The sequence below is a fragment of the Synergistaceae bacterium genome, from assembly GCA_017540085.1.
Classification (GTDB): domain Bacteria; phylum Synergistota; class Synergistia; order Synergistales; family Aminobacteriaceae; genus JAFUXM01.
The window spans coordinates 1-14,924 of sequence record JAFYBQ010000018.1 but is presented as its reverse complement, the minus strand read 5'-3'; the positions used below and the strand labels follow the sequence as shown (position 1 = coordinate 14,924).

The following is a 14,924-nucleotide window of genomic DNA, read 5'->3' as shown; positions in this document are numbered from 1 at the left end:
TGCGAGACAGCTCCGGCGCGGACGGAAATATTATCGCCTATAACCGCGCTACTTGGACTATGACGCAATCCATCACTACAGGCGGAAATCAGTGGGTGTTCATTCCCGTTGACGACCTCAACACAGACAACGCACGGATTGAATACTGGCTCACTACCGAAATCGCAAACAATACAGCCTACCGCTACGCAGTCAGATACCCCGACAGCACCGCAGGCACTATCCCCCCGGACGCATGGAAGTTTGACATATTCAGACCGCAGGGGACTACCAATATTCCGCGCTCGTTCCTCTTGGCCGCCGAAAGCAATATTGCTCCCGGCCTCGTTACCGTCTACAACAGACGCTACAACGTAAACGAGTACAACAAAACTCCCATTCACGTTTTCCCAGTCGACACTCCCGACTACGGAGACTACGATTTGAGCCTCAATCACCGCATACTTTTCGGCAAAAGGCTCGGCGAAACATACCGCTATCCCGCTTCTGAGGGACGCTTCAATCTATTTGAGGTTACCGCGTTTCAGCCGAGAACAGCAAGCACTACCTTCTATGATGATGTCGCAAGGATAACAAACAGCTCCGGCACCGTCTCCGCTCCGTCAAGCTATATATTCTCCGCAAGCTCAATCAAACGAGATGTAATAGCCGATGACGTTTTACAGTATTTCACCGTTGAGCAGAATATCCCCTCCGGCCTAAGAAGCTCTAACTCGGAAGGTATGTTACCCCTTCACATCACATTCAACATTCCCGTTACACTCGTCAACGATAATGCTTGGTGGAACGAAATGCTCAAAGTTTGGCGCAACACTGGCAGAATTGAGGAAATGTTTGCGAACAAATACGACATCTATCTCAGAGCAGGTGAAAATAACGTTTGGAACATGACGCAGGAGCTTAAAGACAAAGGATATTACAGCGAGCTTGTGAAAGTATTTCTTGACGAGGAACGCGGAAGGCTCACTCAGGATAATTACAGCGGTGTGCTGACAGTCAGCTTCATTGTCATGCTCATGGACGGCACTAGAGACGGCAGCAGGCCGGAATTGTCCATCGTCCCGGACAACTCCATTTCACAGCAGAATAATTACATCATTGTCAGAGACGGCACACGCGACAACAATTGGAACATGACCTTCTTCATCGCTCCGGCAGGATGGCAGGATAATCCGACACATTCAAACACCACAAACACGCAGGGCACTCAGGGTACTTCAGGAGCTTCCGGCGGCGGCGGTGGGTGCTACATGCTCTCTCAGGGGATTATTCTTGCGGCCATGTTCATTTTCACTAGAAGAAGGAGGCAGTAATCATGAGGAAATTTCTTGCGCTGGCGTTCTTTCTCATATTCACAAATGCTACATGGGCGGCTGACGTTACACTTCACGTAACAGGCACTGACTACATCACATCGCCCGATGTTGTCAGCGAGTTTACTCCCGCAGTCATGAGCGGGGACGAGGAAATAGAGCAGTTCCAAAAAGGTGAAGTAAAATTCCCGGCATTGTCAGGGACAAATTACACATTCGCAACAATTCAATCCGCCCTAGAGTTTGCGGAAAATCCGCAGGCTTTTATCGAGAGCTATTACAGGGGATATTACTATCATCATCAGGACAGCTACGACATTACATATGACAGCTCGCTTCAGGCACAGCCAATCGCCTCTAGCATCGCCGTGTCAATCGAAATCAGCAATATCGCCGCGGCGGTTACTTTGTCGGACTATTCCTCGCTCACCGATATTACTTTCACCGCAACTAGAACCATCACTGCACCGGGACGGCATTTCGTTGCAGATAACTCTTCCGGCACTGTAACATTCAGCGGGATTACGTTCAACGGGAGCAATTCAGGCGGGGGCGTTGCTGTCTCGGACGGCACTGCAACTTTCACACGCTGTACTTTCACGGCCTGCGATACTTCCTCAAATGGCGGGGCTGTCTCAATCTCAGGCGGAACGGTTACTATGACGGCTCCGACTTTCTCAAACTGCTATGCGTCATCACGGGGCGGAGCGGTCTCAGTCTCAGGCGGTACAGTCAACATCACGGGCGCGACTTTCTCCACAAATGAAGCGGCTGACTACGGCGGGGCATTGAGCATTACGGGCGGTACGGTCGCGGTGTCGGGGTCAAGCGCGTTTTCCGGCAATACGTCATACAACGGGGGCGCAGTCTCACTCACTGGCGGTACACTGTCATTGCTGTACTCGTCATTCACGGGCAATTCTGCGACAAATTTCGGCGGGGCGGTCTACTCGTCATCAGGGCTTACCGTCGGCACTACTGTAACATTCAACACAATCTCAGACTCATCACCTAACACAGCCGCTTACGGCGGAGCAGTCTATATCGTCTCAGGAACAGCGACATTCTCAGGCTCTCAGACACAGTTCACGGAAAATGTTGCGACAGAGTCAGGCGGAGCGGTCTATATCGCGTCAGGAACTCTCAATCTTTCAGGGAGCGGGATTGCTTTCACGGGTAATACTGTCTCGGAAGACAGCTCTTCAGGCGGCGGCGCAGTCTACGCAGGGGCAGGTGCAACCGTAAACATAACAGGCGAAAATATAGCGTTCACGGCGAATGAAGCGACAGCAGGCGACGGCGGAGCGTTCTATCTCGCGGGAAGGTCTACCGTAACCATCAGCGCAACTTCTCCCGACATCAGCGCGAATGTTGCCGAGGCAGGCAGGGGCGGTGCGTTCTTCATGGCCGGAGGTAGCACCCTCAATTTTGCCTCAGAGATAAACATTCACAACAACACCGCTAATTACGGCGGGGGCATTTACATGGCAAACGCACGGAACACGACTAACTTCAACATTACTGCGTCAGAGCCGACAACTTTCGCCAACAATGACGCTCTCACTTCAGGCGGAGGGATTTACGCCGAGGCTAACTGCAACATTATCACAGCTCCGGGGATTTCCTTCACGTCAAACAACGCCCGAAACGGTAACGGCGGAGCTATATGGATTGCAGACGCGCTGCAGCTTCCGGACGGGGTTGTGTCTTTTGACCGCAATACAGCCGGAATGCCTCTGCCCGTAACGCCTTCCCCTATTGTTGACTGGCCTACAGCGGGCAACGGAGGCGCAATTTACGCACAGACATCATCAAACGCCGTAATAGGCACAGCGAAAGATTACCGCTTCATTGGCACCAACACGGCGCGTTATCACGGCGGGGCGATCGTGAACTATTCGGGCGACATCACTATTCGGGGCTATAACGGCTCACGCTCCATCACCGTCAACAACTCGGCGGGTTTAGGCGGGGGATTGGCCGCGTCATATTCGGGGTCTGTTACCGTCAACGAATGTGCAATCATGAATCAGTCAGCCACAAACGGAAGCGGCGGGGCAATCTGGGCGAAAGAAGTATACGTAAACTCGGCGAACTTTGGCGCGGATGGAAGTCCCAATCAAAGCACAGGCTCATCAAACACGGGCGGGGGTGCTATTTATGTCTACAAGAGTGGGACGGCCTCCATCAGCAACGCTACATTCTCATACAACAAGGCTTCACAGGGCGGGGGAGCTGTCTACGCTGAAGACGCAACAATAACAATCCGTAACTCATACTTCCATCACAACACTGCTCATAACGGCAACGGGGGCGCGGTAATTCTCCGCAACAATTGCACATCGTCAATCATCAGCTCCACTTTCCGCAACAACACAAGCGAATATCTTGACGGCGGTGCAATTTACGCGCAGGGCGTTATCTCCGTCAGCCTAAGCTCATTCACCGCAAACACCGCATTCATGGACGGGGGCGCGATATATTATGACCAGATGAACGGGAGTAATGCTTCTTTCACGATGGCCAGCTCAATGTTGACGGACAACGGTACACTCGGCGGAAATTCGGGGGGCAACGGAGGAGCTATGTATATCGCGGCGGTGAGGGCAACGATTACGGCCTGTACGTTCGCGAAGAACCACATCGATTTATCCGGCAATGAGGGCAAGGGCGGCGGCGTTTATCTCAATACGTCCTCAAATCAGACTGCCCCGAACCGTATAGAGAACTGCACATTTTACGGCAACACGCTGAATGACGGCTCTGCTCCTGACGATGAGACGCAGAAAATGACATCAGGCGGGGGCGGTCTTTCCGTAAACTGCGAGGGGCTTACGCGGGTATTGTCATGCACATTCACGGAGAACTCATCGCGTTACGGCGGGGGAGCTATTTACGTTGAGGGCGGTACGGTAAATCTTGCGGGGACATTAGCTGTCGGCAATGCTGGCGGAGTATATGATATTTGGTCTGACGGCAGCATTACTTCAGGGGGCTATAACCGCATAGGCGTTTACGGCACAGGCTCAGGCGTAACAAACTTCTACGCAGAGGCACGAAACGACACTGACAGGACATCGTACCCTTCAAAGGGCTGGAACAGGTCTACATTCTTTCAGGATAATATTTTGTCCATAAACGTTCCTCCGTCGATGACTTCAGCGGACAGCATTCCCCCGTTCATAGGGAGCAGCAGAACGGGCGACACGGAAAAACTTCTTACCCTCATGCTTAATGAGCAGTCTACGCTTCCGCTTGAGGACAGAGCCACGAACATAATACCGTATTCGCGGCGGACGAGTTTCCCGAACACAGACGAGCGCGGAGTAAGCCGAGTGTCAGACAGTGCGGAAATCAATCTTGACATAGGCGCATGTTTCTATGACTTTACGCGCATAACGATAACCTCGCCTGATGAGTCGCCCTACACAATATCGAGCGTGGAAATCAGCGGAATACCCAACAATCTGCGGCGTGTCGGACAAACTGCAAGCCTTGTAGCGCGGGTATATTACACGAACGGGCGAACGGCATTAGGCGGAACGGGAACGGGAGAAGAGCCGGTAACATGGACATCCGACAAGCCCAACATCATCAGGATAGACGAGAACACCGGGGATATTACTGTGCTGAGTTTCACGCCTGGAAATACGTACGTAACCATCACCGTAACGACAGTGCGCGGAAATTTATCCGGCGAGCAGTTAAGCGACAGCAAGCCGATACGGGTAACGGAATACACAGCAAGTTACCTCAACACCAGCACGGAGCTTGCCAATTACCTTCAGGGTTACGCGGATGACATGACAGAGTACGACATACTTCTTCAGCTGTCTAATGCTTCCTCATCGGCTGTAACATCCTCAGCATTTCAGGCGGCATTCTCGTCAATATGGGCGGGCGTTACTCCGTCGCAGGTTTCAGCGTCTCAGCTATCTACCGAAACAATGACATTAGGGAAGACGACATCATACACGGCTTCAGACGGCTACGGTCTTACGTCAGGCAAAGCGGGCGTTGAAGTGAATGTTACGGGGCGTAATGCGGGAGATTTGCTTCCTTTGACATTCACATGGACGTTTAGCAGCGGAGACCTGCGCGGGAAACTGGGCTATGATATGACAGGAAGGACGCTAGACGGTGCTTTAGGGGACGCAATTTTTGACACACTGAGGATAGATTTTCGCGGAGTGTCAAGCTCATGGCCTGTGATAGGCGGCGTTGGTGTTAAGGCATCAGAGGCTATGCGGTCGGGTGTATTGAGCCTGACAAAGACGGCTGACGGCGGATTATCGGCACAGCTTACGGCCTATCTTGCGAATGTAACGGCGGCTTCTGTGAGCGGTCTTGCGTCATCATCGGGCAATGACGGCCCGCAGATTGTGGACAATATACTCATAGTGCCTGACGGTAACGGCTCAGACGGCAAAATTTCAGGCTCTATGATTATGGCAGACCGTCTCGGAACGTCTCAGCACACGAACACCGAATCCGAACAGACGCAGACGAATACCGAAACAGGCACCGAAAAGGGTACTCAGCCTACATCAGGCGGGGGCGGTGGCTGTAATGCTTTCAGCCTTGTCCCGATAATCGCGGCATTGATATTCCGGCGAAAGCGTTAAATTTTCACGGGAGCTTCTCAGAAATGGGAGGCTCTTTTTTTTGCTGACAGTTGCAAAATATCGCGCTAAGGTTAAAATTAGTCAGCAAAGACAGAGGAGTGATTAATGTTGCAGTATAAAGACTACTATAAAATTCTGGGAGTATCGCGGGACGCAAAGACAGACGAAATCCGCAAGGCATACAGAAAACTTGCCAAGCAGTATCATCCCGACATAAACAAGCAGGCCGGGGCAGAGGATAAATACAAAGAGATTAACGAGGCATACGAGGTACTGAAGGACAAAGACAAGCGGGCGAAATATGACGCTCTCGGAATGAACTGGCAGCAGGGGCAGGATTTCACGCCTCCGCCGGGCTGGGAGTCATCAGGAGGGTATCAGCGTGTAGAATTTGGCGGCGACTTCAGCGACTTCTTTCAGACATTGTTCGGGGGCGGTGCGGGCTTTGGCGGGCTTGGCGATATTTTCGGGCATTCGTCCTCGCATGGCCGTCCAATGACACGCGACTCCGAGGCTGATTTGACGCTCTCGCTTTCGGACATTATTCGCGGGGGAACATACAAGCTCAGGATCGGAACTCGGACAATGAATGTCAATCTGCCCAAAGGAATAACCGACGGCACAAAGCTGACACTGCGCGGAAAGTCTGAGAGGGGCGGAGATTTGCACCTGACTATACATATAGCACCTGAAGCGGGGTATGAGATTCAGTCGGGCGGCTATGACATTACGCGGGAAATTACTGTCCCGGTTTATGACGCGGTATTGGGCAAAGATATATCTGTTGACGGTCTGAGCGGGGAACTTGTCGTAAAGATGCCTCCCGGGATACAGGACGGGCAAAAGCTAAGGCTAAGGGGCAAAGGTCTTCCCAGACGGGACGGCTCAAGCGGGGACATGTATGTGCGTGTGAAAATAGAAATCCCGCGGCATATTACCGAACGTCAGCGCGAATTGTGGCGAAAGATAGCGGATGAGGGCTAAAGATATTATAATTCTCGGCAAAATACGGGAGTGATTAATGTGAAGTCAAATATCTTTAACGTGCCAAATACTTTGAGCCTTATACGTGTATTCCTCGCGCCCCTTGTGCTTCTGTTCCTGTCATTGAGGATCGATAAGCCTGTGCCGGGAGTGCCGGATGTGAGCTACGGTGATGTTCTTGCCGCTGGAGTGTTTATAGTTGCGTCAATCACAGACGCTTTTGACGGTTACATAGCCCGACGCTATAAGCTCGTTACGACATTGGGAAAATTCATTGACCCCCTTGCGGACAAAGTACTCGTGATTTCGGCGATGCTTGCGCTGATAGAGTTAGGGCGGCTTCCTGCGTGGATTGCTATGGTAATAATAACGCGGGAATTTATTGTTACGGGACTGCGTTTAGTTGCGGCGGCTGAAGGAGTAGTGATAGCGGCCTCAAAGGGAGGAAAGCTGAAGACAGTATGTCAGATAATCGCGCTCGTAATGCTGATACTGAATATCCCCGGCGGAATGTTGCTGATGTGGGTAGCGATGATATTGACAGTGTGGAGCGGAATGGACTATCTGATAAAGGGAAGCCATATAATAACGGGATAGATAGAGGGACGAGACTATGACAGTGATTTTTGCGTTGATGATGATTGTGATGATGACAGTATCGCCGTCCATAGCGGGAGAAATGACCCTGCGGGAGAAAGTCGGACAGTTATTTGTGATACGGCCCGACCATCTTGACCCGTCATTAACTCCTGAGCAAATCGACGACAATAACAAATACGGCGTGAAAAAAGTCTCCCCCGAAATGCGCCGCTTAATGAGGCAATACCCTGCCGGAGGATTTATACTTTTCCGCAAGAATATTGACAGTCCTTCACAGTTGAAGAGGTTTGCGAATGAATTGAAGTCTCTCGGAAAAGTTCCTGCAATAATGGCGGTTGACGAGGAGGGCGGACAGATAGCGCGTCTTGCCAATCACAAAGCCTTCTCCGCCCTGCGCCGCTTCAAAAGTATGTCAGACATTGCCCGCACAGGCCGTGTAAAGCAGACAGCCTCATACATAGCTTCCTACCTGAAGGAATACGGGTTCAACCTGAATTTCGCGCCCGTTGCCGACATCAACAGCAATCCCGACAATATAGTGATTGGTGCGCGTGCGTTCAGTGCTGACCCTGAAACAGTTTCGCGGCTTGCCGGAGAATATATTGACGGCCTTCACGAGCATAATATAGCCGGGAGCCTGAAGCATTTTCCCGGGCACGGCGACACGACAGCAGACACGCACGACGATAAAGTGTCAGTATATAAGACGTGGGACGAGCTTTTGACATGTGAAATAATCCCATTCCGCGACAACCTGAGCAAAGCGGACACAGTGATGACAGCACATATAACGCTTGAGAATGTTACGGGTGAAAAAGTGCCTGCGAGCCTTTCTCGTGAAATTGTTACTGGGAAATTGCGCGGTGAACTAGGCTATGACGGAGTAATAATCACGGACGCGCTGAAGATGGGAGCGATAAGCAATCATTACAGCTCATCGGAGGCGGCAATACGGGCAATCGAGGCAGGCAATGATATAATCCTTATGCCATATGATTACCGGGAAGCCTTTGACGGAGTAATGAACGCGGTGGAGACAGGCAGAATATCCGAGACGCGAATAGACGAGAGCGTGAGGCGAATAATGAGATTGAAGCGAAAACTGTCCTTAAAATGGTGGCAAACGGGAGCAGTCTACGAAGTGTACCCGAAAAGTTTTTGTGATACGACAGGTACAGGAACGGGCGACATACCCGGCATAGTGTCAAAATTGCCCTACCTCCAAGCCCTCGGCGTAAATGCAGTATGGCTGACCCCTATATACCCCTCGCCTATGATAGATAACGGCTACGACATTTCGGACTATACCTCAATCGGTGAAATGTTTGGTACGATGTCAGACTTTGACGACTTAATCCGTGAGGCCGGGAAACGCGGTATCCGTATAGTGATGGATTTGGTGTTCAATCACTGCTCCGACAAACACGCCTGGTTTCAGCAGTCGAGACAATCGCGGGACAATCCTAAATCCGACTGGTTCATATGGCGAGACCCTAAAGCAGACGGCGCACCCCCTACAAACTGGCGCAGTATATTCGGCGGTTCTGCGTGGGAATATGTCCCCGAACGCGGGCAGTACTATCTTCACACATTCGCCCCCGAACAGCCCGATTTGAACTGGGAAAATCCTGCTGTCCGCCAAGCACTATATGACGCGGCAAAATTTTGGCTGTCGAAAGGTGTAGGAGGTTTCCGAATAGACGCAATCACCTACATAAAGAAGCCTTCAATTTTTGCTGACGGCAAGCCTGACGCGGAAGATGGAACAGTGAACATCCACACGATGACGGCGAACACTCCCGGGATACTTGACTTTCTTCACGAGTTCAAGCGGGAAGTGAGAGACGGCCAAGACATATTTACGGTAGGTGAAGCGAACGGGGTATCCTCTGATGAGTTGCCTATGTGGGTTGGTGAAAACGGGGTATTTGATATGCTCTTTGAGTTTTCGCACGTAACCCTGCCGCTAAATGACGCTGAAATATGGTGTCATCCTGTGGAATGGAAGCTGACCGACCTAAAACGCGCAATAACTTCAAGCCAGACCGCGACAGCACATAACGGTTGGTATCCTATATTTTTCGAGAACCACGACCAGCCGCGGAGCGTAAATCATTTTTTCCCTGAAGGCGCAGACCCGGTGAAGGCGGCAAAATGTCTTGGAGCGATATTGCTGACACTGCGGGGAACGCCGTTTATATATCAGGGTCAGGAGCTAGGGATGACAAATTACCCGTGGCATAATATATCGGAGATAGACGACATACAGACGCGGGGACAGTATGATTTAGCCCTGAAGGAAGGATTTACGCCCGATGAGGCCATGAAGTTTGTGCGGTACTTCACCCGCGACAATGCGCGAACGCCAATACAGTGGACATCAGGCAAGAATGCGGGATTTACGTCCGGCGACTCTTGGCTTCCCGTCAACCCGAACTACATCACAGTGAACGCACAGACCGAAGCCGCAGACCCTTCATCAGTGTTGTCATGGTACAGGACACTTTCGGGAATGAGGCGGGATAATCCTGTTTTGACGCTAGGGGATTACCGTGAAATTTTTGCTGACAGTGAGGAGATTTTCGCGTTTGTCCGTGAATATGATGGCCGTGAAATAATTACTGCGGTGAATTTTTCTGCTGACGCTGTGAAAGTCCCTGAAACTTTGCGAGACCGTAAAATCCTCCTAAGCAGTGAGAATAATAATTCCCCTGAGACGTTAGCCCCTCTTGAGGCGAGAATATATGAGTGAGAAAGAAAATCCCCCGGCCTGAGTAAATGCCGGAGGATGTAAATATCATGCGGAAAGCAATATAGCGCACTATTCAACAGTAACGCTTTTTGCGAGATTTCTCGGTTTGTCAACGTCTAACTTTCTTGCTGCTGCGACATAGTAGCCCATGAGCTGAAGAGGGACAACGCTGAGGCTTGCGGTGAAGTGTGTATCAGTCTCAGGAATGTGAAAAACGTAATCAGCCTCATCTTTCAGTGCATCGCATTCCCTTGTAGAAATCACGAGAATGAACCCGCCCCTGCTTTTTGCTTCAAGAAGATTGCTTGCGGTCTTGAGTGCTAAATCCTTCTGCGTCATAATGCCTGCGACGAGCATACCGCGTTCAATGAGGCTGATAGGGCCGTGCTTCATTTCTCCTGCGGCGATGGCTTCCGAGTGAAGGTAGCTGATTTCCTTCATTTTGAGGCTGCCCTCCATTGCTATGGCGTAATCGATATTTCGTCCGAGATAGAAGGCGTTTCTTGCGTTCACAAACCTGCCTGCGATGAGCGCAAGTTTGTCCTTGCTGTCTAAAATTTCGTCAATCTTTTCCGGCAGTCTCTGTATTTCGGTGATGAGCCTTTCACATTCTGCGTCATCAATTACTCCTCTTACGTGAGCGAATTTGACCGCCAGCGCGTAACATGCGATGAGCTGTGCGGAGTATGCTTTTGTTGTTGCTACTGCTATTTCGGGGCCTGCCATAGTGTAGAATACGGAGTCGGCTTCCCTTGCGATAGTGCTTCCGACAACGTTGACGATGCCCAGCGTTTTAATGCCGTTATTCTTAGCCAGTCTCATGGCCGCGAGAGTGTCGGCAGTTTCGCCCGACTGTGAAATGATGAGTGCCAGCGCGTTTTTGTCCATCGGCATATGCCTGTATCGGAACTCTGACGCTAATTCAATTCTGACGGGAATTTTTGCGAGGTCTTCAATGACGTACTGAGCGACCGCCCCTGCATGATATGCACTTCCGCAGGCAATGATATATATCTGCGAGACAGCTTTTATTGCGTCATCGGTCAGCCCTTTTTCGGACAGGTCAATTTTCCCCGAATGGTATACGCTCCCGAAAGTGTCTTTTACGGCTCTTGACTGTTCATGAATTTCCTTCATCATGAAGTGTTCAAACCCGCCTTTTTCAGCGGCGTTAGCGTCCCAAGTAACAGCGGTAGTTTCCTTGTATGTCGCGTAGCCTTCTGCGTCAAAGAATCTGACATCCCTGCCTTTGAGCTGTACAATCTCCATGTTGTCGAGATAGTAAACATCCCGTGTATCATGGAGAATTGCGGAAACGTCTGACGCGAGGAATGACTCATCTTTTCCCTGTCCTGCGATGAGCGGTAAATCTTTTCTTGCACCCCATACTTCTCCGGGGCAGTCCCGGAAAAGTATCACAAAGCAGTACGAGCCTTCAATGTCTTTGACAGCGCGTGTAATGGCTTTGAGGGGAGATTTCTCCTGCTTGTAGTAATAATCTATGAGCTTAACGGCGGCTTCTGTATCTGTCTGAGAGTAGAATGTGTAGCCATGTTTGCCGAGAAATTCGCGTATTTCCCTGTAGTTTTCGACGATACCATTATGCACCGCAACGACCGCCTTATCATCACTCCACAGCGGATGTGCGTTGACATCGGACGGTTCGCCGTGAGTAGCCCAGCGAGTATGGCCAATTCCGCAGGTGCCGGACACTTCCTCGCCTGCATTAATTCTGTCCTCAAGAACTTTGAGACGGCCTTTATTTTTTGCGACTTTTATTTTACCGCCCTCAAGAACGGCAATTCCTGCGCTGTCATAGCCTCTGTATTCGAGACGCGCAAGCCCTGCCAGAAGAATGCCGCTTGCCTGTCTTTTTCCTGAATATCCTAATATCCCGCACATGTAAATATAACCCCTCCTTAAAGCCTTTTGATTAGTTCCGCTATTATACCTGAAAGCCTCGGCACACAAACTTTCATAGCGTCAAGAACTTCCTGCGCTGTGAGCGTGTGATTGATGTCAACACCTGCGGCCATGTTAGCGGCGCACGACAAGACAGCAACCCTCAAGCCCATAGCATGAGCCGTGATAACTTCCGGGACAGTGGACATCCCTACGACATCAGCACCGAGAGTACGCAGCATTCTGATTTCTGCGGGTGTCTCGAAAGTCGGCCCGCTCATAGCGGCGTATATTCCTGTCCTAAGTCCCATCGCCCTGAGTATCTCAAGCATTCCTGTATCATATGCGTTTGTCATGTCGGGGAAGCGTTCATTCCACCGCGTATCGTTCTGACCCGTCAAAGGGTTTCCGCCCATCAAATTAATGTGATCTGAGACAGCTATAATTTCGCCGGGAGTATATGAAGTATTTACGGCTCCTGCGGCGTTTGTCGCTATATATTCTTTCACTCCCATCATAGCGAGTACTCTTGTCGGGAAAGTAACGGCCTTCATGCTGTAGCCCTCGTAGCAGTGAACGCGCCCCTGAAGCAATAATGACGGCCTTCCGTGAATGTGGCCTGCGATGATTTTCCCAGCATGACCGGGAGCAGTAGAGGCCGGCCAGTTCGGAATGTCATCTGTGTTTATTGTTACTGGGTCATTTATTAGCGCGGCAATTTCATTAAGCCCTGAGCCTGACACAACAGCGGTGAGGGGCTTAAACGGTATAAATTTCTGAATGTATCCGAGAGCGTCTAAAGCGTCATCATAATCATATTGCGTCAAAATCAGCACTCCTTTGGGATTATTTTGGGTATTCTAGCACATTTGCGTGATACAATTAGGGGCAATCAAAAGTATGGAGATGATGAGAATGACGGAGAAGCAAGCGCGAGCTGTCGAACTCAAAAACAGGAAGGGAGACGCGCATTATAACTGCTGTCAGGCGGTGGCATGTGTATTCAGTGAAGAGGCGGGAATTTCTGAGGAAGTCCTGAAGAGAATCGGGGCGGGTTTCGGTCTCGGCATGGGCGGAATGGAGGCTACATGCGGTGCATTGTGCGGTGCTGAAATGATACTTGGCCTAACGAAATATCACGGCAAACCTATACGCGAGGACGCAAAAGAGCTTCACAGGCGTTTTACGGAGATGTGCGGGGGGTCAATATGCCGCGAAATTAAGGGCGTTGGGACGGGCAAAATATTATGTTCGTGCGATGACTGTGTGAGGAATGCAGTATCAATTCTCGAAAACTGGCCTGATGCCGCAGAAATATAAATATAGAGAGAACGATGGATATAAAAATACTTGTAGCCTGCCACAGGAAATTTGATGTCCCTTCAGACCCGATATATTTTCCCGTGCATGTCGGAGCTGAGGGAAAAGCCCCGATAGGGTTCACGCCTGACAGCACCGGGGACAACATCAGCGCGAAAAATCCAATGTACTGCGAGCTTACCGGGCTTTATTGGGCGTGGAAGAATTTATCCTGCGACTACATAGGGTTAGTGCATTATTCGAGGTATTTCGCAGGTCATCGCAAACTCGGCACAACGTATGTAAGCATAATCATAACCTGCTGTGTGAACGATAAATCTATCGCGAAAATTTGAGCCGTGAACACAACCGCTACAGCCTCATATATCGCTGTCCCGTTCATGTTCATGACCGCCCCGAAAGGTATCACGAAATTTGCTGTGTCATCATCAACGCCGATATTCTTTGTGCATTTCAGGTTGAGCGGAATTGTCGCAAACGCTTGAGCATGTCGCGAACACGAACGCCATAGACTCTTTCATCTCGCGCAGGAAACACAGAGGACTCACCCGCCCGATTACGCCGACCATCAAGCCCGCCTGAACGACAATAACATATATCGCTCCGGCTATGTACATGGCCGCGATTGCCTTAATGTAGGGTATGAGAATCTCCGGGCCGTTTGAGCCGACAACGTTGGCCATCAGTCCGAATACGCCGTAGGGTGTGAACTCAAGAACGATATTTGTGATTTCCTTCATTGCCTCCTGACCCGCCCGGAAAATGTCAAGCAAGGGCTTCACAGGCTCACCGATTTTCATTAACGCAAATCCAAGCATGAGCGCAAAGAAAATTATCTGCAACAAGTTCTGTTTGGCGAGAGCCTCGAACGGGTTATTCGGTATTATGTTGATGAGGGTATCGAGCATTGAGACTTCTTTGGCGGTTGTAGCCGTCTGAGTTACAGTCTGCTGAATCGTTACGCCAGTCCCCGACTCCGATTATGTTTGACGTTACGAGACCGAGAACGATTGCCACAGCAGTTGACACGAGGAAGCACACGACCGTTTTCACGCCCATTCTGCCGAGCTTCTTACCGTCGCCGACATCAGCCGCCGCGCAAACGAGAAGGCACAGCACTAACGGAGCGACTACCATTGTCAGCAAACGAGTCAGAATTGTTCCCAGCGGGTTAAGGACTTTCGCGCCCGGCCCCCGATTAATCCGACAGCAATTCCCAGCACAAAGCCTATCATTATCCGCGTGAAGAGACTCCAGTTACGCCACGGCTTGAATATATATCCCATAATGTATTATTCCTCCTTGTAGTAAGTTTTTGACCACTGCGACCCCTCTACCCCCTGCTCTTTTGTAGGGTTGCGCTCCCTCCCCTTGTGCGATGTTGCGACCCCTCCGGCCTTCGGCCACCTCCCCTTGCGCAGGGGAGGC

12 protein-coding genes are annotated in these 14,924 nt (G+C 50.7%); 7 read left to right on the top strand and 5 right to left on the bottom strand.

Translation table 11 applies throughout. The annotated features are described in order from the left end of the window. The 5 genes from IKQ95_03400 to IKQ95_03380 all read left to right on the top strand — a co-directional run. Nucleotides 1–1,313: hypothetical protein (locus IKQ95_03400; protein MBR4195740.1), on the top strand; the 1,313-nt coding region annotated here is incomplete at its 5' end. Between the two features lie 2 nt (nucleotides 1,314–1,315). Continuing rightward, nucleotides 1,316–5,938: a hypothetical protein gene (locus IKQ95_03395; GenBank protein ID MBR4195739.1), complete on the top strand. Its 4,623-nt coding sequence runs from the start codon at nucleotides 1,316–1,318 to the stop codon at nucleotides 5,936–5,938. Between the two features lie 105 nt (nucleotides 5,939–6,043). After that, nucleotides 6,044–6,922: a DnaJ domain-containing protein gene (locus tag IKQ95_03390; GenBank protein ID MBR4195738.1), complete on the top strand. Its 879-nt coding sequence runs from the start codon at nucleotides 6,044–6,046 to the stop codon at nucleotides 6,920–6,922. A 39-nt stretch (nucleotides 6,923–6,961) separates the two neighbouring features. Next, nucleotides 6,962–7,519, top strand: a complete 558-nt coding sequence (gene pgsA, locus IKQ95_03385; GenBank protein MBR4195737.1) for a CDP-diacylglycerol--glycerol-3-phosphate 3-phosphatidyltransferase — start codon at nucleotides 6,962–6,964, stop codon at nucleotides 7,517–7,519. Between the two features lie 16 nt (nucleotides 7,520–7,535). Continuing rightward, nucleotides 7,536–10,274 carry a DUF3459 domain-containing protein gene (locus IKQ95_03380; GenBank protein ID MBR4195736.1) on the top strand — a complete coding sequence of 913 codons (2,739 nt, stop codon included), beginning with the start codon at nucleotides 7,536–7,538 and terminating at the stop codon, nucleotides 10,272–10,274. A 69-nt stretch (nucleotides 10,275–10,343) separates the two neighbouring features. On the opposite strand, the gene glmS is transcribed toward IKQ95_03380, so the two are convergent. Together glmS and IKQ95_03370 are read right to left on the bottom strand one after the other, a co-directional pair. Then, nucleotides 10,344–12,176 (bottom strand): glutamine--fructose-6-phosphate transaminase (isomerizing), encoded by a 1,833-nt coding sequence (gene glmS, locus IKQ95_03375; protein MBR4195735.1) that lies wholly within the window; start codon nucleotides 12,174–12,176, stop codon nucleotides 10,344–10,346. Nucleotides 12,177–12,193: 17 nt separating this feature from the next. Continuing rightward, nucleotides 12,194–13,003: a purine-nucleoside phosphorylase gene (locus IKQ95_03370; protein MBR4195734.1), complete on the bottom strand. Its 810-nt coding sequence runs from the start codon at nucleotides 13,001–13,003 to the stop codon at nucleotides 12,194–12,196. A gap of 88 nt (nucleotides 13,004–13,091) precedes the next feature. Here IKQ95_03370 and IKQ95_03365 point away from each other — a divergent pair, with 88 nt between their 5' ends. Together IKQ95_03365 and IKQ95_03360 are read left to right on the top strand one after the other, a co-directional pair. After that, nucleotides 13,092–13,496, top strand: a complete 405-nt coding sequence (locus tag IKQ95_03365; GenBank protein MBR4195733.1) for a C_GCAxxG_C_C family protein — start codon at nucleotides 13,092–13,094, stop codon at nucleotides 13,494–13,496. A 14-nt stretch (nucleotides 13,497–13,510) separates the two neighbouring features. After that, entirely contained in the window at nucleotides 13,511–13,831 is a 321-nt protein-coding gene (locus IKQ95_03360) for a DUF4422 domain-containing protein (GenBank protein MBR4195732.1), read from the top strand. On the opposite strand, the gene IKQ95_03355 is transcribed toward IKQ95_03360, so the two are convergent. From IKQ95_03355 to IKQ95_03345, 3 genes are read right to left on the bottom strand one after another with little or no spacing between them, the layout of a single operon-like run. Continuing rightward, nucleotides 13,753–13,965 (bottom strand): cation:dicarboxylase symporter family transporter, encoded by a 213-nt coding sequence (locus IKQ95_03355; GenBank protein ID MBR4195731.1) that lies wholly within the window; start codon nucleotides 13,963–13,965, stop codon nucleotides 13,753–13,755. The two genes, IKQ95_03360 and IKQ95_03355, sit on opposite strands and share 79 nt — an antisense overlap. Continuing rightward, nucleotides 13,925–14,452: a cation:dicarboxylase symporter family transporter gene (locus IKQ95_03350; GenBank protein MBR4195730.1), complete on the bottom strand. Its 528-nt coding sequence runs from the start codon at nucleotides 14,450–14,452 to the stop codon at nucleotides 13,925–13,927. Before IKQ95_03350 ends, IKQ95_03355 begins: the two co-directional genes overlap by 41 nt. Then, nucleotides 14,370–14,642: a cation:dicarboxylase symporter family transporter gene (locus tag IKQ95_03345; protein MBR4195729.1), complete on the bottom strand. Its 273-nt coding sequence runs from the start codon at nucleotides 14,640–14,642 to the stop codon at nucleotides 14,370–14,372. The genes IKQ95_03350 and IKQ95_03345 overlap by 83 nt, the downstream gene beginning before the upstream one ends. Nucleotides 14,643–14,924: the final 282 nt, after the last annotated feature.

What these genes read in the sequence shown, in the direction of transcription:
- IKQ95_03395 (MBR4195739.1), top strand. Translation starts at nt 1,316, where the DNA reads ATGAGGAAATTTCTTGCGCTGGCGTTCTTTCTCATATTCACAAATGCT.
- IKQ95_03390 (MBR4195738.1), top strand. Translation starts at nt 6,044, where the DNA reads ATGTTGCAGTATAAAGACTACTATAAAATTCTGGGAGTATCGCGGGAC.
- IKQ95_03380 (MBR4195736.1), top strand. Translation starts at nt 7,536, where the DNA reads ATGACAGTGATTTTTGCGTTGATGATGATTGTGATGATGACAGTATCG.
- glmS (MBR4195735.1), bottom strand. Translation starts at nt 12,176, where the DNA reads ATGTGCGGGATATTAGGATATTCAGGAAAAAGACAGGCAAGCGGCATT.
- IKQ95_03365 (MBR4195733.1), top strand. Translation starts at nt 13,092, where the DNA reads ATGACGGAGAAGCAAGCGCGAGCTGTCGAACTCAAAAACAGGAAGGGA.
- IKQ95_03360 (MBR4195732.1), top strand. Translation starts at nt 13,511, where the DNA reads ATGGATATAAAAATACTTGTAGCCTGCCACAGGAAATTTGATGTCCCT.